Here is a 16,345-nt window from a genome sequence, read left to right on the forward strand (position 1 = left end):
TATGGAATATAAAAATAAGTTGGTTGACGCATCACCCAAATTAAACAACCCTCAACTATTGGCTATAATATACTTAATACCTTTTGGATACTTGATTGTAGAAAACCCATTATGGCTAGAAAATATATACATTGCCGCTCCAATTTTTCTATCATCTATAGCTTTATTAACCAGTGTATACATAGGATATCGTGATTTATTAAATAAAGTATTTAATAATACAGTGGTTAAGTGGGGCGTAACTGGCTTTACATATTCAGTATGCTTATGGATCGCAAAGTTTAAGCTTGACATAGCTTATGGTATAGCCCCAGAAAATCTTAATTACTCAACATTAGCTTATGCTTTCATGCTCTCATTTCCAATAGGAGCAATGATTTGTGCAACTACAGTCTATATATACATATTTTTGCGAGATGTATCCCCAGCAAAAATAGTAATATCCTCTATGATTTCAGTATATATTGGAAACTTGGCTCAACATCATATACAGGTGAACAATCTTCCTGAAAAAATAATATTAATAGGACTCATAATTATGGCCCCCTATAACATGGTCAATCTAGCCAGTTCATTAGTTATTAAAAGGAAATTTAATTTTAATCGTTTAGTATCAGGCTTATCCCTTTTTGCTGTGTCAGTTGCACTTTTTATTATTAGCATGACAGCAATGAAATACATTGAAAGATTTCAAGAAAAGTTTATTTTTCTTGATGCAAGAACATCTACGATATGTGGTAGCCCAGAAAGCAAATCTCTTTATATTGAAAAAAATGAAAATCAGTGTTATAAAATATTAGGAAATAAATTCTCGGAGTTAAGACTAACTCTTGTAGATAAAAACATCCTGAATATAAATAATAAGGGCACTTCAACTTATGAACAAAAATAACCCTGCTAATTCATTTTCTATAGAAGCAAGGAAAGAAGCTTTTCGGAGAGCTGAAGCCAGTCTTTTTTTATCAAGTAAAGATCCCAAAGGCTCCTCATTTTTCAATGAAATAAAAAGTAAGGTAATCAATGGAGAGCTAACCTATGAAGAGGCAAAGAGAGAAGTATTAAATTATCACATTGAACGATCTAAAAATAAAATTAAAAAAGGCTAACATCCAGTTAGCTGTATTAGCTCAGGCTCGAACTGACAGTTTGCGTAGGCAAAATGCAACCAAATCTGACAGTCTGCTTTGAGCGAAAAGCGGACGCTGGTGTTATTTAAATAAATTCGACTTCTGTGCTTGTGCACTAATCCAGGGAAGAGAAATATTGCGTCGGTGATTTACCCAGCGCTTTTCTGAACATCGTAATAAACGCACTTACCGAATCATACCCTAGAGTTCCGGCTACGCGCTGCACGGGCTGACCTTCAGACAGATGGCTTAGTGCAATCATCAAATGCAGCTGCTGACGCCAGCGGCCAAAGCTCATTCCTGTCGCCTCTTTTATCAGCCTGGCCAGAGATCGCTCGCTGATGGCCAGATGAGCAGCCCATTGCTTTAACGTTCGCCGGTCATCTGGCTCATTAAAGAGTGCCTCAGCCATAATCCGGATTTTAGGATGATCTGATACAGGAAGATGGAGTGCTTCGACCGGCACATCCGGAATATGCTCCAGCAGCACCGCTGCAAGCCTGGCGGTTTTACTGTCAGGAGAATAAGTATGTTCCTGCTCTGCAAGATACAGAACAAGCTCGCGGACCAGAGGTGTAACCGCTATGGTACAGCAAATTTCCGGCATCGCTGCTGCGCCGGGCTCGATGAATAAAAAGCACGTATCTGCATTCTTCGTGATCCGGCAACGGTGCGGGATCTCTCCCGGAACCCAGACGGCATGCCCCGGTGGAACAAGCCACAGCGCATCGTCAACCTCACAGCGCACTGCACCGCGCATAGAGAGAATAAGTTGCCCCTTGCGATGAGCGTGCGGACGCTGCCCGGCATACTCGCCTGACGATGATACATGCAGGGCGATAGCGGCCTGACTGAAATCATCGGCATTAAACTCTTCCGGTGAGGTCACCGGTTTTTTATTAACTGGCATGATTTAGCTATATGTTGTCAGATTATCTATATTCTGTAACTCATGCGTCCTTTAAAGTCTTTCTTTTTTTCAGAGAAAGCAAAACTTATGTCCCACACGACGAACAAGTGGTCTTCAATCATACTTGTGATCGGCATTCTTTTTATTGCCATTAACCTGCGTGTTCCTTTTACCGCTATCGCACCCGTTTTAGAGTCCATTCGCCATGATTTTGGGCTGAGTATCACAGCCGTTGGGTTGCTTAACTCGCTGCCTTTACTGGCCTTTGCCGCCTTTTCTCCACTGAGCGCATCGATTTCCCGCAAGTATGGCCTGGAACGCACCCTTTTTGGTGCCCTGGTCGTGATTTCAGCGGGGATTCTGCTTCGCTCAACAGACAGCGTCTGGGCGCTTTATGGCGGAACAGTATTAATTGGTATCGGGATTGCCCTGGGCAATGTCCTGCTGCCTGGCCTGATTAAACGTGACTTTTCCGGAAACGTGGCTTCAGTGACGGGAGCATATTCCATCACCATGGGCACCGCTGGCGCTATCGGCTCTACCATTGTCATTCCTCTGACGCAGAGCTGGGGCTGGAACATCGCGTTAGCTATGTTGGTTATTGCACCGCTCCTTGCGATGCTTTTATGGTTGCCGCAGTTGAAGAAAAAGCATCAATTGCCAGTAGCAGGTGAGAAAAAAGCAGCGACCGTTGCGGTCTGGCGCTCGTCTCTGGCGTGGCAGGTCACCATGTTTATGGGCTTGAATGCGATGCCCTTTTATGTTGCGGTCGGCTGGCTGCCAGTCATTCTGACAGGCAGTGGGCTATCCTCAGCTCAGGCTGGTGAGGTACATGGCATCCTTCAGCTCACCACCGCTATTCCCGGCTTAATTCTGGCAGCCACGCTGCGTCGTCTTAACGATCAGAAATTAGCCGCTGCTGGTGTCAGCCTTTTAACCGCAGTATCCTTTATTGGCATCCTTTATTTGCCAAATCTGGCGATGCTGTGGGCTGCACTCCTCGGCTTCGGCTCGGGTGCCAGCATGATGCTGGGTCTGACCTTCATCGGGTTGCGCACTACAAACGCGGGTGATGCTGCCGCGCTGTCAGGCATGGCGCAGAGTATCGGTTATCTGATGGCGGCGATGGGACCGCTATTGCTGGGTAAAGTACAGGAGTTGTCCGGAGGCTGGACCGTACCATTACTGATGACCACAGCAATCTCAGTTGCAGGAGCCTGCACCGGAATGGCTGCCGGACGAGATGTACACCTGGAACCTGTACAGCAGCCGGGCTGAATGGGCTTACACTGGAGGGTACCAGCTGAACTTCTAAAGCGGATGCTTTCCATTGAGGTTCTGAAGCGTCTTAATAGTACCGGAGCCATCTGTACTATCCCGATGAGCGGACTTTTCGGTGAAAAGGCCGTTCAGGGCGAGCGTAACATTCAGCGGCCGCCCTGAAACTCAGGGCGGCCGCGGTCAGTAATAATATAATAAGAAAGCCTCAGGATTGTTTGGCAACGATGAATCGCTTTTCATCACCCATAAAGGCTTTTTCACTGGCGGGTGAAAGGATAGCACCGAAATTCATGTGCGCGGAGTTTCAATGATGGAGGAACATTCCACTCAGTGCGAATATCTTCATCGATCAGAGGATTATAATGCTGCAGGTTGGCACCAATTCCTTTTTCAACCAGCGCCAGCCAGACCGCATACTGAGCGATAGCTGTGCTGTGCCGGGAAATTGTCCGCATAGGCCGCAAACTGCTCCTGTTGTGACTTGACAACATACTGATCCTCGAAAAAAGTATTGAGCCGGCAGCCGCTGCAAACCCGTCTATTTTATCTGAGGTGCCGGAGAAACGTTCTAAAGGAACTTGAAAGCAGGAATCTTGTTACGCGCACTGTCTTTCGAGAAGTACCGCCCAAAGTCGAAAATGCACTCGCGGAACTGGGAACGTCCCTCATGCAGCGAATGAACTCAACCGGTGGGTAGAACAAAACTGTCACTTTCTGATTAAAGCCACTGATCCTTCCCTGTGACATGCCATTGTTCATTGATGAGTGCTACGGGCTAACAGGAGCATATAAGAATGCAGGGTGCGGGCGCCGAAAAGCGGCGTCCCCTGCTGGCTCAGAGGCGACATCGCCTGTTGGCCATGAGGGAACAGAAAGGCATGTTAACAACCAGCCCCTGCATTTTACTGTATCAGTACAAGCAGTACTCGCGTATTAGTCTTTGCCCGGACCATGGTCAAACCGGGTTCCTTTGCCAATGGCATAAAACTGTCCCCCGGCGACATAATGTATGGTTCGTAATTCGTCAGGTGCTTCATCAAATATCCAGTGCCCATTGCGAAAAACCCGATCGTCACTCCACGCGCCGGCAATTTCTCCCATAAACAGATTATGTTCCAGCTCATATGCCGCGTTAGGTATCACATTACATACAAGCCAGCCAGCACAGCCCTCTACCAGCGGAACATCGAATTCTTTCAGGTAGAACATCGGTATTTTATGATTCTTGTCAGGCCTGTCACGGTAGCTGTGTTCACCTGCGTACAAAACGGTTTCCATCTGGCTGACTACAGGTATCTGTACGGCAAACAGACCACTTTCTTCCACCAATCGACGGGTGTAAGCCTGCGGACTGATATACGCCATGACTTTATTGATTCCTACCAGACTCACCCATGCGGCGGCCATCACATTGGCATTACCATTATGCTTAGCGGAAATCATTGTAGTAGGGCCGACCTGCAATAATCGGTATGCTTTATTCAGTTCAACTGGCTGTAAAGACACAGGATTTCTCCTTCCCATTGATAAAAAATGTGCCGTTAACGGCAACGGCACATTTGAGGGCGTGTTAAAACACTGATGGTCGCCCGAAGGTAATCAGGCTAATACCGTTTTATATTGTTCGACCTGAGCTGCGATTTCTTCGTCAGTTATCGTCGCGCTTCCGCCTGTAATAAACGGCTTGATGTAGTTCATACCCAGATACCCGGAGATGGTTTCAAAAGACAGCAGGTACTCGCCTACCGTATGTCCGGCAGCGCCATCAGGCTGATAGGCAGACTCTGCACCACCAAGCGAAACGGCCAGCATGAGTTGCTTGTCGCGCAGCGCCTGTGTTTCTCCACCATGTGACCAGCCGTACGTCAGTACATCGTCAAGCCACTGTTTAAGAAGTGGCGGCGTGCTGTACCACTGCATAGGAAACTGCAGCACGATACGATCCGTCTTTTCCAGTGCAGCCTGTTCAGCGGCCACGTCGATTTTGCCATCCGGATACTGGTCATACAGATAACGCACTTCAACGTCGGTCAGTGATGCTGCACCTTTTGCCAGGGCTGAGTTTACCCGTGACTGATTAATGTTGGGGTGGGTAACAAATACAGTTGTTTTCATGTCGATCTCTTATTTTTCAGAAGAATGTTTCGTCAATTTCAAGCCGGGATAAAGCTTCATTGATATCATTTAATTCAGCGTCACTGAGCTGAACGTTTGCGGCGTGAAAATTCTCTTCGAGCCGGTGTAATTTCGTTGTTCCCGGGATCGGTACGATGTAAGGCTTCTGAGCCAGCTCCCAGGCAAGAACAATCTGTGCTGAAGTTGCGTTGTTTCTTTCCGCGATTTGAGCAATCAAATCCAGTAGCGCCTGGTTATTTTCCATTACTTCAGGTTTGAAGCGCCCCATCATGCCCCGGTAATCGCCTTCCCCGTAAGTTGTATCAGCGGTAACCTGACCACTCAGGAATCCATTACCCAGCGGGCTGTAGGCCATAAAGCCAATATCAAGTTCATCGCAGACTTTGAACAAATCCTGCTCAGGTTTACGCCACATCATTGAATACTGGTCTTCGACTGCGGTGACCGGGCAGATCGCATGAGCCCGGCGAATATAAGATACGGGCGCATTGGATAAGCCCCAGTACTTAATTTTCCCCTCCGCGATCAGCTCTTTCATTAATCCCGCCACCACTTCCGGCTCAACTTTTGGGTCGACACGATGCTGATAAAACAGGTCGATATGGTCGGTTTGCAGGCGACTGAGTGAACCTTCCAGTTGCTCTCTGACAGACGCCGGACGGCTGTCTAATACCGGCACCAGCTGTCCATCAATGTTTTCCATTCCGGTCACGCCGAATTTGGTCGCGATGATAACGTTGTCCCTGTGTTTGCTGAGCGCAACACCCAGCAGTTCTTCGTTTTCAAATCCGTAAATGGGGGCAGTGTCGAAAAGGTTGCAGCCCAGTTCTACAGCCTTGTCTATCAGCTCTGTTCGCTCACGGATTTCAACTGAATAGCCATAGCCATGGTCCATGCCCATGCACCCCAGTCCCATTTCCGAGACATGAAGCCCCTGGCTACCTAACCTTCTCATTTTCATGATTATTTAACCCTTTTTTAAAGCATTTCTGATTCTGAGACGTGCAGTATACGGCTGGATTTGTTGCTGAAAAATTGTTAATTTAGAAAGTCAGAATTGCTAAAACCACAATAATGATGAATAAACTTGATGCGCTGAAATTTTTTGTTGCCGCTGCAGAAACGATGAACTTTCGTGAAGCAGCAGTCAGACTGGCCATTTCCCCTTCAGTGGTGACGCGGACTATTGCCGAGCTGGAAAATCAGCTCGGCGAGCCACTTTTTAAGCGGAATACCCGATCAATTGTGCTGACCAGCTTTGGTGAGCTTTTTCTGCCGAAGGCTATGCGGCTGCTTGAAGACTCAGAGGCCCTTTTTCAGACGGCCCGAGATGACAATGACATGAAGGGAGTTGTGAGGATCACGTTATTCCGGTTTCCCGGTCACGAGCAGGTGTTATATGAGCTTCTTACCTCCCTCGATCCTTATCCTGAGCTGTTTATAGACTGGCGGTTAGACATGATGAAGCTGGATACTGTTCAGAACCGCATTGACATGGGGATCCGTATAGAGCGGGAGCCAAACCCGAATTTTATCGTCAGGCCCATTACGCTGGTTCATCACGCACTGATGACATCACCCGGGCTCATTGAGAAGCTGGGCGCGCCGGAAAATTTCGAAGATCTGCGCCAGCGCTATCCTTTCAGTGGCCTGCTAAATCCTGAAACCGGAAAAGTATTCGAATATATGCTCGATGGCGTTGATACTTTTGTACCGCGCCACCTGGAGTTTTTTACCACCGACTCCCAGTCTGAGATCCAGGCTGCGTTAGCCGGTAAAGCTGTCATTCAGTCTAGTAATCTGGCCTGCAGGAAATACCTTGAAGACGGCAGGCTGGTCAATGTCCTGCCCGAACTGAAACTGGAAACCTGGCAGCTTTATCTTTACCGGCCCTACCAGACCCTGGTACCGCAGCGCATCAGGACCGTTTTTCACATCCTTGAAAGTATTTTACTCAGACACTTCAGTTGAAAGCGGGCCCGGATTTGGCTGGCGCTCTTAGCCGGCGTCCTCCATAAAACGGAGATGTGAATTTTTGAGTACAATCTTTCTGCGGGAAGTCGCTGCTCCGGGATGCTCTTACCCGTAGAAACAAAGTCTGCCGTTCTTTCAGGGGGCCTGAATACTGGCGACTTTTAATGTGCAACGGGGAGCTGTGACAGGCGTATCAACTGAATATTTCACCTATCCAGTCTGCAAATGCACGTACAGCAGGGGAAAGAAAACGTTGATGAGGGTAAAGTAGCGTGACAGGAACAGACGGCGGCTGCCAGTCGGCCAGAACTTCAACCAGCGTTCCTTTCTCCATGTGTTCTGCTACAACATTTTCAGCAAGCTGCGCCAGTCCGAACCCTTCAAGGCACATTTTTATATAGAGTCCCGTCTCGTTGACGGCTGCCTGCCCCCTAACGGATACGGACAGCATTTCTGTTCCCTTTACAAAACGCAATTCGTCTGTACGCCGGTTTTGTCCGGAAAAATAATGAATAGCCCGGTGATGAGATAAATCTTCAGGTGACTGCGGAATACCGTACTCCCTGAGATAGTCGGGAGAGGCGCAGGTTATCCAGCGAAATTCCCCGAGCGGACGGGCTACAAGCGTGGAGTTAATTAACTCTCCGGTTCTGATCACGCAGTCTACACCCTCCTGAACCAGGTCAACCTGCCGGTCGCTGACGCCGATCATCAGGTAAATGTCAGGATAACGGCTGTAGAACTCTTTCAGGTTTGGCATGACGATGAAGTGCGCTATACCGCCGGGCATATCAACGCGTAAACGGCCACGGGGGCGCCTGTTCAAATCGGCCAGACTCGCTTCCGTATGTTCAACTAAGGCAAGGATTTCCCGGCACTGCGCCAGATACTGCAGACCTTCCGGAGTAAGGCTGACACGTCTTGTGGTCCGGTTCAGCAGACGCACCTGCAGATATTTCTCCAGGTTTTTGATGGTGCTGGTAACAGTAGAAGAAGGCAGGGAAAGTGTTTCCGCGGCCCGGACAAAGCTTCCGGCCTCAGCCACCCTTATAAAAACCTGCATAGCCTGAATACGATCCACCTGACTGCACTCCTGAATAGCATGTAACGGTGATAATACTCATTATTCGTAAATTGTGAATGATGAAAACAAGTTAGTCATCTTTTTCAGTTTAAACAGGAGGCGTATTGTTTCCCTTCTGAACCTGAAAGAGACGCTTCAAATGACCGATTACATCAGAAATATTGTTAATAATCATACGGATAATGCGCCGGTAACGCTGATCCGCGGTGCAACCATACTGAGTATGGATGAGAATGTTGGTAACCATGAACGTGGCGATATTCTTGTCACAGGTTCAACCATCACCGCAATCGGCAAGGACCTGAACGCCGAGGGTGCTCACGTCATTGATGCAACAAATATGATTGCCATGCCGGGAATGGTCGATTCTCATCGTCATGCCTGGGAAGGTCAGCTACGCCGTATTAACCCCAATGCCACCTGTCTGGACGATTACAGCAACGCCACGCACTTCTCGTTTGCGAAATACTACCGGCCAGCAGATATCTATGTCGGTAATCTCCTGACGGCGCTGGGCGCGATTGATGCGGGTATCACTACCATGATTGATAACTCGCACAACAGTCGTACCGCAGCGCATTCAGACGCCGCCGTTGAAGCCCTGCTTGATGCCGGTATTCGCGCTATTCATGCGTCCGGTGCGCCGGTAGCAGGCGAATGGGATAAAGCGCACTGGCCTGGCAACTGGCAGCGTCTGCAGGAAAAATATTTCAGGGATAATCCTGATAGTCTTGTGACGCTCGGCGTCATGGCCCAGCTGGAGCCGGAATTGTGGGCCGAGGCCCGCAGGCTGGGGCTGCCGATCGTGACCGAATTCTTTGGTGCTGAGATGGCCTCCGAGCTTGAATCGCTGCATCAGCAGGGCCTGTTGGGTCCGGACAATATCTTTAACCACTGTACCGCGCTGCCTGATGAGGGCTGGGAAATCCTGCGTGAAGCCGGCGTGCGGGTAAACGTCTGCCCGCGCTCAGATTCGCACTACGGTATTGAAAGCGGGATGTTTGCCATCGAGGCTGCGCTGCGTCATGGCATCAATCCTGGCCTGAGCGTGGATAACGAAACGTCTTACAGCACCGACATGTTTATGGAAATGCGCGTGGCGTTTTATCTGCAGCGCGTAATGGGCATGCATAAGCAGCACTGCTGTGAATCAGATCATTCATTGACAACGATCCCGGCAGCGCAGCTGCTTAAATCGGCAACGGTCGATGGTGCGTTTTGTGCCGGTCTGCAGGATAAAATAGGCAGCCTGACGCCGGGCAAACAGGCTGATCTGATCCTGATTAACGCGGCTGACCTCAACCTTTACCCGAACGGAAATGCATTCGGAACGGTGGTACATGCAGCTGAACGCAGCAATATCGATACCGTGATGATCGGCGGGCGCATCGTCAAGCAGAACGGCAAAGTGCTGGGTGTGGACAGTGAGCGCCTTCGCGCCGCCATTGATGAATCACGCGAGCACCTATTTGCGGCAGCCGGGTATGAGCCGGACATCTTTGCGGAGAAATTCCTGCCGCTGGTACAGGCAAACTGACAGGAAATAACAGCATGAGCGCGATTTATTACGTAATAGCTTTTGCAGCGGGTCTTGGTATTACCCTGCAGACGACCCTGAACAGTCAGCTCGCAAAAGGACTCGGAGGGGATCCGGTCACCGCCGCGTTCTTTTCCTTTACGGCCGGGGCGTTGAGCCTCGGGATTTACTCGCTGCTACGTGGAGGGTTATTTAGCTCTCTCGCTGCTATTCCTTCGCAGCCTGCGTGGAGTCTGGCGGGCGGCCTGATCGGTGCCTGTGCGTTGTTCAGCTACGTGGTGCTGGCACCGAAAATCGGTTTTTCAGCTCTGCTAGGGCTGGCAATCGTTGGGCAATTACTCTCGTCGCAAATGATTGACCATTTCGGTCTGCTGGGTGCTGTTAGGCGACCGGTTTCGCTGCTCAAACTGGGGGGCATGCTGGTCATGCTGGCAGGTCTCGCCATCATGCTTTTTGGTGACAAACTTTCAGCGCGTTTTTTGCCCTGACAGGGTGGGAATTACTCCTTACGGCGCTCTGCCATAGTGCAGATGGCCGTAAGTTTTTGGTCAGGCGATGCGAAACTTTTATATGCGGGAGAAATAACATGTTTTCAGTGGCTGCTGATGCCAGAAATTTGCTGGGAGAGTGCCCAATCTGGTGCGAGAGGACACGCAGGATTTACTGGACTGACATTGAAGGCAGCGAACTGCTTGCCCTTGAAGAAGACACCAGTGTTGTGATGCGCTGGTCCCTGCCGGAGCGCCTCGGTTCGTTTGCACTTACTGAAAATCCTGACGTTTTACTGATGGGGCTGGCATCCAGATTCGCCTTCTGCGATCTGAATACAGGTACCTTTATGCCGATAGTGGCGTCACCAGGAGGACCGGGAACACGGACAGGGGATGGTCGGTGCGACCGTGAGGGTAATTTCGTCTTCGGGACCATGGATGACGGGTACCCCGCGAAAGTCATAGGAAGATTTCACAGGCTAAATGCAGCGACACTCAGCATTGAGACTCTACCCCTGCCTGAGGTGGCCATCCCGAACAGCATCTGCTTCAGTCCGGACGGCAGCACGATGTATTACTGTGACTCGATGCAGGGCCGTATAATGTGCTGTGATTACCCCTCTATGAATAACCAGCGCGTGTTCACTGTAACAGAAGGAAAGGGGGCGCCTGACGGCTCCTGCGTGGACGCAATGGGCTATATCTGGAATGCCGAATGGGGAGGAAGCCGTGTTGTACGTTATCGTCCGGACGGAACGACGGACCGTATCCTGCCCTCTCCAGGAATTCAGAGCACTTGTCCGACACTCGCGGGAGAAGCATTCACAACGCTGTATTGTACCAGTGCCAGCGTGGGTCTTTCTGTGCCGTCAAGGCATGATGGAGCGCTGCTGAGAGCGAAATCAGCCGTATTCCCCGGTTTACCGGAGAGCCGGTTTTCAGCGCACACAGCATAACCGCTTTGCTATCAGTGCCAACAGGGGGAACAGAGTCTTTCTCATCACCGTATTCGGATAGGCAGGAGAAAGACTCTGGTATTTATTACAGCAGCTTAAATACGTTTATAGCGAGCTGCCCGGGGTCAGGTTTGCATTAATCCAGGCTGCCACATCGGTGACCCGAATGTTATGGCGTTCATTGAATGTCTGCTTTTTATCCCATGCAACTCCCCGCCCCTGCGCAAAAACGGCACGATACTTAGACATCATGTCTTGTGGGTTGAGCGCCAGTTTATCCATCAGATATTGTTCGCTCCATACCGTGCAGTCGAAAGGGCGGCCAAGCGTTGATTGCAGCTTATCTGCAACCTCTGCGTAGGTCAGTGTATCACCGGCGATATACACAATTTCATTACGGATGCGAGGAGTTGTAAATACGATCGCTGCCGTCAGCATCCCGATATCATCAGGTGTTGTCAGCGTCATGGTGTTGTCAATGCTGCCGAGTGCGTGAACAGTATCGTTCTGCAGATCGACCACACCGAAGTCTGGTTCGAACAAATAGCTCATGAAGATGCCGGTCGAAATGATGACCCACTCAGTTTCATGCTGGCTGCGTAGTAAATCACGCACGTCAATCTGCGCGTCGAAGATGTCTTGTGGGCTGCCGCGTCCGATGGCATCAAAATCGGCACCAAACTGCCATGGAAAATAGCGTGGAATCCGCGCCTGCAGGGCCGCCTGCGCCAGTTTCATTGGTGTATTTATTCCGGCCGCGTACCCCGTGCAGCCAACGACTGTGTCAAATTGCGCAAAGAGGCTGGCCAAATCGTCGACAGAACTCATGACGAGATCGCCCGTGACTATATTAATACCGAGGTTTCTGATTTCCGTGATAACTATTTTTTTTACAGGTTCATCTGACGTTACGGTACTTTCGCGCAGCAGTACGCTGATTTTCGTTCCCTTCACATCTTTTGCCCGAAGGGCAAGATTTCGCAGAACGGGGAGGCCCAGCTCACCGGCACCGAGCACGAGGATTTTCTCAGACGTAGCGTTAAGATCAGTTTTGTTCATAATCTGGCCTTAAATGAATTGTTGCGCCACTCTAGCAATTCATAACAGGCTAAAAAAGAAGGTACACGTATGATACCGGGAATCTGTGAAATGGATCGGGACGAAATTCTTCAGTATTCGCAGGCTGTTTGTAAGGGTCTGAAAGACGATGATGATGGCTTGCGGCGGGAGGTACTGGCTCATGCAGGCAGTCGATGGTCACTGGGTATCGTCAACACGCTTGGCGTTTATGGCAGACTACGTCACGCCGAAATTGGCAGGCGTATGCACGGAGTGACTCAGCGCATGCTGACACGTACATTACGACAGCTTGAGCGCGACGGACTGGTTATTCGCCATGATTTCAGTGAAATCCCGCCACGAGTCGAATACGAGCTGTCCGATACAGGTATGGAGTTACTTGTGCGAATGATCCCGCTGTGGACCTGGATTGTCGATAATGCTGATCGCTTTCGTGAAGACCGGTTGAGATATGAAAAAAATAACAATAACCCAAGGGCGTAACTGGCTATGAATATAAATATCAATTTTTGTGATTTGTAGATAATACAAGTGTTTGAATTGATGAGCCTTCCGATATGTATGTATACAGTAGTCATCCGGAGACAGAACCGATTTCACCAAGCTTGGTCGGGATGGTGTAATTACAGAGGATTATATTTTACGTATGCCTGACATCAATGTTAGTCTGTACATATTTCAAATGGGTGTTAAAGCGAATTTTATTTTTTGCTACCATTAATTCGGCCTTGAGAATTATCTGACAGGATGGCCTACCCTTTCAGAATTATAGGTGGGCTGGTGAAACAATATTTAAAAACTGGTGTTTTTTTATGATTTCTAAAGAAAATAATGAAATATCATCTAATTATCATGATCTTCCTGGTTATGTTCATGGGGCAAAAATTATCCAAGTCGCCTTGACTAAAACCCCTATAGATAATATTAGTGATGTGGTTTATGAGACAGTAAAAAAAACTCGTTCTGTCAGACAATTGCATATGTCTTTTCTTGTTCCTCGTACCAACATTTTGAAACCAGGTATCATTTATTTTCCTGGGGGAGGGTTTATGACCGCTGAACACAACAAATTTGTGGAAATGCGCATGGCTTTAGCGGAGGCTGGCTTTGTTGTTGCAGCGGCAGAATACAGGACAATTCCTGATACTTTCCCTGCGCCAGTGATAGATGCTAAAGCAGCAGTAAGATACCTTCGTCAACATGCCCATGATTATGGAATTGACCCCTCACGAATTGGTGTAATTGGCGATTCTGCTGGAGGCTGGCTGGCGCAGATGCTTGGTACCACTAATGGCGATAAGTCATTCGATCACGGCGATTTTCTCAGCCAGTCCGCTGATGTGCAGGCTGTCGCTACGCTTTACGGAATATCAGATCTGCGTAACATAGGTGACGGTTTTCCGGATCTCCGACAAAAAGTGCATCAGTCTCCTGCAGTCACGGAGTCACTGCTAATTAATGGTGTGGCTTTCAAGAATTTTGCAGGTGCGTCAATCAGTTCTGTACCTGAAAAAGCGATAAATGCAAGCCCCATAGGGCGTCTCAAGGGATGTAAACCTCCGTTCCTAATAATGCATGGAAGTAAGGATACATTAGTATCACCTAAACAGAGCGCAACGCTTTACAAAGCCCTTTTGGAATCGGGAAACAAAGCGGACTACGTCCTTATCGAAGGCGCAGAACACGGTGATGATCACTGGTATCAACCCGTTGTCATAAATAGGGTTGTTGACTGGTTCCGCGTGCATCTTTGTCCTGAAAATATATGACGACTGACGCTTTGCTGAATCACTCAGACTGTTTGGTAGCAACGTCCGCTTTTGGCACAGAGCGGACTGTCAGCTTAGGTTAAGCCCTATGCAGTAAAAGTGTAAGATCAAGTTTGAGCTAATACAAGTTAGCCTCTTTTCACTAGTGAGCCATTTTATAGTCCCTTAATGCATTTTTAAGTAACTCAGTTTGCTCATCAGCATCATCATAATTATAAATTCCGGTAGCAGAATAATACTCTTCGATGCATAGAATATTTATCAATGGTTCACAAATCTCTTTAATAAACTCCTTGTTGTTATCGGCAAAAATAATTTTTATTCCTTCCAAAACAAAGCTATTATAATCAGCCATTATCCACCTCCTTACAGGTGTTTAGTGGAAGCGTCAGTTAACGTTACCGCGCTAACTGACGCGTCTAAATCAAGATTTTTTACTGCCAGTTAAACTATCACCCTCAAACTCATCCTGTTCGTGGTTACTCTGACGATCGGCGGTGTGTTTACGTATTTGATTCGCTATTTCCCCACCAACGGTCTGTTGTGATTGGATAGAATTAGTACTTCCCTTCATCATCTGATACTCCGCAGCTCCATTAGACAGCCCGCTCGCCATGTGAGAAGCCATGTGGCCAGCTCGTGAGAATGATGAAGCAAACCCCTGGCTTCCTCCGCTGACGCTACCTGTATTGCTCCCTGCATAAGAACCACCGGAACCGCCTGATGGTTGTCCTCCAGAAGTATCTACGGAACCGGTATCTTCCCCGCCGCCAAATCCTCCACCTGAACCACCTTTATAACCAGAACCAGATTCTTCGGCCATCGCCGCTTGGGCAGATTCAAATGCTGCTTTTAGAGCGGAAGCACCACCACTGACTTGAGCTGTAGCGCTCATTGCCATTGCCCCAGCGCCACTGATTGCAGTAGTAGCAGCGCCAGTAATCATACCTGCTCCAAAACCACCGATCCCTTGTAAGGATGCTCCTCCAACAACGCCTGATAACAACAACGGTAATTTATTCGTCAATACTAAAAGAATAATTGACGCCAGAAGTAAAACAATAAGACTATTAAGATCAGGAATATCATTTTTAATAATAGAAAAATACTGATCTATAAATGACTGCCCAATCCCAATGATTAACGTCATCGTAAATAACTGAATACCAATCGATAATACTGTGCGTAAGTAATTTATTGCAATATCAGAAGTCCATTTCGAGCCACCAAACCCAAGCAAAATAACTCCTGCATAACACAACACCCATGCAGAAACTAACATTATTAGCATATTTATCGCGATAAGCGCCATTACTACTAATACTATTATCGCGACGGTTATCATAATGGTCGAAATCATTGGAGACCAAATTGATGCTGCTGAACTGACCTTTGTTAATATCACAAAAGCCATATCAACTATGCTGGAGGGTGAAATACCAGTACTTGTTCCTAAAGCATTTGCTGCAAGTTGTCTCATTGAGTTAATTATAGATTGTGATATGGCTGGGCCGTTAATTAAAAGATAATAAAAAAAACCAATCACGGCAAAAAAACGAACTATTTCTGCAAGTGCACTGATTAAACCTTCCCCTTGCATCGCCAACATACCAAATGTCCAAACCATACTTAATAATACCAGCCCCCAGAAGAGCCAATTTGCATAATCACCAATTACTAATGACCATGTGCTGGCTACTTGCTGAAACTTATCTAATAACGTATCAAGTAATCCGCTACTATCTAATTGACCAGCATAAGCATTTACAGAAAACAAAAAATTCATTCCCAAAAAAGTGAGTTTGCTTACTATTCTCATAATTACCATTCTCGCTTAGGGCTAGGATTGTTATTACTGCGCAGGGCACATTTATCGTAGTTATGTTCGTTCAATTTATTCTCTGGCGCCGATAAACAATCTTCATCTTTTTTATCGCAAGAGCATAGAATCAATGGAATGATTAGAATAAAAATGACCAAAAGTTTATCTTTCATTCAGC

General features: G+C 47.9%; 19 protein-coding genes and 1 pseudogene. 10 read left to right on the top strand and 10 right to left on the bottom strand.

Annotated features, from left to right (window positions below):
- The first annotated feature begins 1 nt into the window (after nt 1).
- Both F0319_RS01920 and F0319_RS01925 read left to right on the top strand, forming a co-directional pair.
- Entirely contained in the window at nt 2–892 is an 891-nt protein-coding gene (locus tag F0319_RS01920) for a hypothetical protein (protein ID WP_149366151.1), read from the top strand.
- Entirely contained in the window at nt 879–1,106 is a 228-nt protein-coding gene (locus tag F0319_RS01925; RefSeq protein ID WP_149366152.1) for an antitoxin VbhA family protein, read from the top strand. Before F0319_RS01920 ends, F0319_RS01925 begins: the two co-directional genes overlap by 14 nt.
- Nucleotides 1,107–1,242: 136 nt before the next feature.
- Here the strand turns inward: F0319_RS01925 and F0319_RS01930 are convergent, their stop codons facing one another.
- Nucleotides 1,243–2,037, bottom strand: a complete 795-nt coding sequence (locus F0319_RS01930; RefSeq protein WP_012540031.1) for an AraC family transcriptional regulator — start codon at nt 2,035–2,037, stop codon at nt 1,243–1,245.
- 87 nt (nt 2,038–2,124) lie between these two features.
- Here F0319_RS01930 and F0319_RS01935 point away from each other — a divergent pair, with 87 nt between their 5' ends.
- Nucleotides 2,125–3,315, top strand: a complete 1,191-nt coding sequence (locus F0319_RS01935; RefSeq protein ID WP_077139406.1) for a CynX/NimT family MFS transporter — start codon at nt 2,125–2,127, stop codon at nt 3,313–3,315.
- A gap of 208 nt (nt 3,316–3,523) precedes the next feature.
- On the opposite strand, the pseudogene F0319_RS22510 reads toward F0319_RS01935, so the two are convergent.
- Nucleotides 3,524–3,896: pseudogene (locus tag F0319_RS22510) on the bottom strand (nitroreductase family protein); the annotation flags it as partial.
- Here F0319_RS22510 and F0319_RS01945 point away from each other — a divergent pair.
- A complete protein-coding gene (locus F0319_RS01945; RefSeq protein ID WP_072040330.1) occupies nt 3,830–4,015 on the top strand; it encodes a winged helix-turn-helix transcriptional regulator in 186 nt (61 codons plus the stop codon). The pseudogene F0319_RS22510 and the gene F0319_RS01945 overlap by 67 nt on opposite strands.
- Before the next feature lie 236 nt (nt 4,016–4,251).
- Here F0319_RS01945 and F0319_RS01955 read toward each other — a convergent pair whose 3' ends face one another.
- The 3 genes from F0319_RS01955 to F0319_RS01965 form a co-directional block, all read right to left on the bottom strand.
- Nucleotides 4,252–4,824, bottom strand: a complete 573-nt coding sequence (locus tag F0319_RS01955; protein ID WP_040018964.1) for a flavin reductase family protein — start codon at nt 4,822–4,824, stop codon at nt 4,252–4,254.
- 93 nt (nt 4,825–4,917) lie between these two features.
- Nucleotides 4,918–5,433 carry an NAD(P)H-dependent oxidoreductase gene (locus F0319_RS01960; RefSeq protein ID WP_012540014.1) on the bottom strand — a complete coding sequence of 172 codons (516 nt, stop codon included), beginning with the start codon at nt 5,431–5,433 and terminating at the stop codon, nt 4,918–4,920.
- A 16-nt stretch (nt 5,434–5,449) separates the two neighbouring features.
- Nucleotides 5,450–6,415, bottom strand: a complete 966-nt coding sequence (locus F0319_RS01965; protein WP_012539945.1) for an aldo/keto reductase — start codon at nt 6,413–6,415, stop codon at nt 5,450–5,452.
- A gap of 116 nt (nt 6,416–6,531) precedes the next feature.
- Between F0319_RS01965 and F0319_RS01970 the strand changes: the two genes are divergently transcribed.
- Entirely contained in the window at nt 6,532–7,425 is an 894-nt protein-coding gene (locus tag F0319_RS01970; RefSeq protein WP_040019080.1) for a LysR family transcriptional regulator, read from the top strand.
- 196 nt (nt 7,426–7,621) lie between these two features.
- Here the strand turns inward: F0319_RS01970 and F0319_RS01975 are convergent, their stop codons facing one another.
- On the bottom strand, nt 7,622–8,509 hold the full coding sequence (locus tag F0319_RS01975) for a LysR family transcriptional regulator (protein ID WP_040018962.1): 888 nt from the start codon (nt 8,507–8,509) through the stop codon (nt 7,622–7,624).
- A 142-nt stretch (nt 8,510–8,651) separates the two neighbouring features.
- Between F0319_RS01975 and F0319_RS01980 the strand changes: the two genes are divergently transcribed.
- The 3 genes from F0319_RS01980 (at nt 8,652) to F0319_RS01990 (ending at nt 11,496) form a co-directional block, all read left to right on the top strand.
- Nucleotides 8,652–10,049, top strand: a complete 1,398-nt coding sequence (locus F0319_RS01980) for an amidohydrolase family protein (RefSeq protein ID WP_040018961.1) — start codon at nt 8,652–8,654, stop codon at nt 10,047–10,049.
- 14 nt (nt 10,050–10,063) lie between these two features.
- Nucleotides 10,064–10,537 carry a DMT family transporter gene (locus tag F0319_RS01985; protein ID WP_012539997.1) on the top strand — a complete coding sequence of 158 codons (474 nt, stop codon included), beginning with the start codon at nt 10,064–10,066 and terminating at the stop codon, nt 10,535–10,537.
- 98 nt (nt 10,538–10,635) lie between these two features.
- Nucleotides 10,636–11,496 carry an SMP-30/gluconolactonase/LRE family protein gene (locus F0319_RS01990; protein ID WP_012540029.1) on the top strand — a complete coding sequence of 287 codons (861 nt, stop codon included), beginning with the start codon at nt 10,636–10,638 and terminating at the stop codon, nt 11,494–11,496.
- A 105-nt stretch (nt 11,497–11,601) separates the two neighbouring features.
- On the opposite strand, the gene F0319_RS01995 is transcribed toward F0319_RS01990, so the two are convergent.
- Nucleotides 11,602–12,555 (bottom strand): aromatic alcohol reductase, encoded by a 954-nt coding sequence (locus F0319_RS01995; protein WP_040018958.1) that lies wholly within the window; start codon nt 12,553–12,555, stop codon nt 11,602–11,604.
- A gap of 69 nt (nt 12,556–12,624) precedes the next feature.
- On the opposite strand from F0319_RS01995, the gene F0319_RS02000 reads away from it, so the two are divergent.
- Both F0319_RS02000 and F0319_RS02005 read left to right on the top strand, forming a co-directional pair.
- A complete protein-coding gene (locus F0319_RS02000; RefSeq protein ID WP_197719739.1) occupies nt 12,625–13,059 on the top strand; it encodes a winged helix-turn-helix transcriptional regulator in 435 nt (144 codons plus the stop codon).
- A 329-nt stretch (nt 13,060–13,388) separates the two neighbouring features.
- Nucleotides 13,389–14,345, top strand: a complete 957-nt coding sequence (locus F0319_RS02005; protein WP_012539955.1) for an alpha/beta hydrolase — start codon at nt 13,389–13,391, stop codon at nt 14,343–14,345.
- A 142-nt stretch (nt 14,346–14,487) separates the two neighbouring features.
- Here F0319_RS02005 and F0319_RS02010 read toward each other — a convergent pair whose 3' ends face one another.
- From F0319_RS02010 to F0319_RS22225, 3 genes are all read right to left on the bottom strand, one after another.
- Entirely contained in the window at nt 14,488–14,700 is a 213-nt protein-coding gene (locus tag F0319_RS02010; RefSeq protein WP_001575475.1) for a hypothetical protein, read from the bottom strand.
- A 69-nt stretch (nt 14,701–14,769) separates the two neighbouring features.
- Nucleotides 14,770–16,164 carry a P-type conjugative transfer protein TrbL gene (gene trbL, locus F0319_RS02015; protein WP_149366153.1) on the bottom strand — a complete coding sequence of 465 codons (1,395 nt, stop codon included), beginning with the start codon at nt 16,162–16,164 and terminating at the stop codon, nt 14,770–14,772.
- A gap of 2 nt (nt 16,165–16,166) precedes the next feature.
- Nucleotides 16,167–16,340: a hypothetical protein gene (locus tag F0319_RS22225; protein WP_180242790.1), complete on the bottom strand. Its 174-nt coding sequence runs from the start codon at nt 16,338–16,340 to the stop codon at nt 16,167–16,169.
- Between the last annotated feature and the right edge of the window lie 5 nt (nt 16,341–16,345).

Origin of the sequence: Enterobacter vonholyi, from assembly GCF_008364555.1 — a bacterium.
In the GTDB taxonomy this organism is placed as follows: Bacteria; Pseudomonadota; Gammaproteobacteria; order Enterobacterales; family Enterobacteriaceae; genus Enterobacter; species Enterobacter vonholyi.

Coding starts and splice junctions, on each gene's coding strand:
- F0319_RS01920 (WP_149366151.1), top strand. CDS start 2: ATGGAATATAAAAATAAGTTGGTTGACGCATCACCCAAATTAAACAAC.
- F0319_RS01925 (WP_149366152.1), top strand. CDS start 879: ATGAACAAAAATAACCCTGCTAATTCATTTTCTATAGAAGCAAGGAAA.
- F0319_RS01930 (WP_012540031.1), bottom strand. CDS start 2,037: ATGCCAGTTAATAAAAAACCGGTGACCTCACCGGAAGAGTTTAATGCC.
- F0319_RS01935 (WP_077139406.1), top strand. CDS start 2,125: ATGTCCCACACGACGAACAAGTGGTCTTCAATCATACTTGTGATCGGC.
- F0319_RS01960 (WP_012540014.1), bottom strand. CDS start 5,433: ATGAAAACAACTGTATTTGTTACCCACCCCAACATTAATCAGTCACGG.
- F0319_RS01965 (WP_012539945.1), bottom strand. CDS start 6,415: ATGAAAATGAGAAGGTTAGGTAGCCAGGGGCTTCATGTCTCGGAAATG.
- F0319_RS01970 (WP_040019080.1), top strand. CDS start 6,532: ATGAATAAACTTGATGCGCTGAAATTTTTTGTTGCCGCTGCAGAAACG.
- F0319_RS01980 (WP_040018961.1), top strand. CDS start 8,652: ATGACCGATTACATCAGAAATATTGTTAATAATCATACGGATAATGCG.
- F0319_RS01985 (WP_012539997.1), top strand. CDS start 10,064: ATGAGCGCGATTTATTACGTAATAGCTTTTGCAGCGGGTCTTGGTATT.
- F0319_RS01990 (WP_012540029.1), top strand. CDS start 10,636: ATGTTTTCAGTGGCTGCTGATGCCAGAAATTTGCTGGGAGAGTGCCCA.
- F0319_RS01995 (WP_040018958.1), bottom strand. CDS start 12,555: ATGAACAAAACTGATCTTAACGCTACGTCTGAGAAAATCCTCGTGCTC.
- F0319_RS02000 (WP_197719739.1), top strand. CDS start 12,625: ATGATACCGGGAATCTGTGAAATGGATCGGGACGAAATTCTTCAGTAT.
- F0319_RS02005 (WP_012539955.1), top strand. CDS start 13,389: ATGATTTCTAAAGAAAATAATGAAATATCATCTAATTATCATGATCTT.
- F0319_RS02010 (WP_001575475.1), bottom strand. CDS start 14,700: ATGGCTGATTATAATAGCTTTGTTTTGGAAGGAATAAAAATTATTTTT.
- trbL (WP_149366153.1), bottom strand. CDS start 16,164: ATGAGAATAGTAAGCAAACTCACTTTTTTGGGAATGAATTTTTTGTTT.
- F0319_RS22225 (WP_180242790.1), bottom strand. CDS start 16,340: ATGAAAGATAAACTTTTGGTCATTTTTATTCTAATCATTCCATTGATT.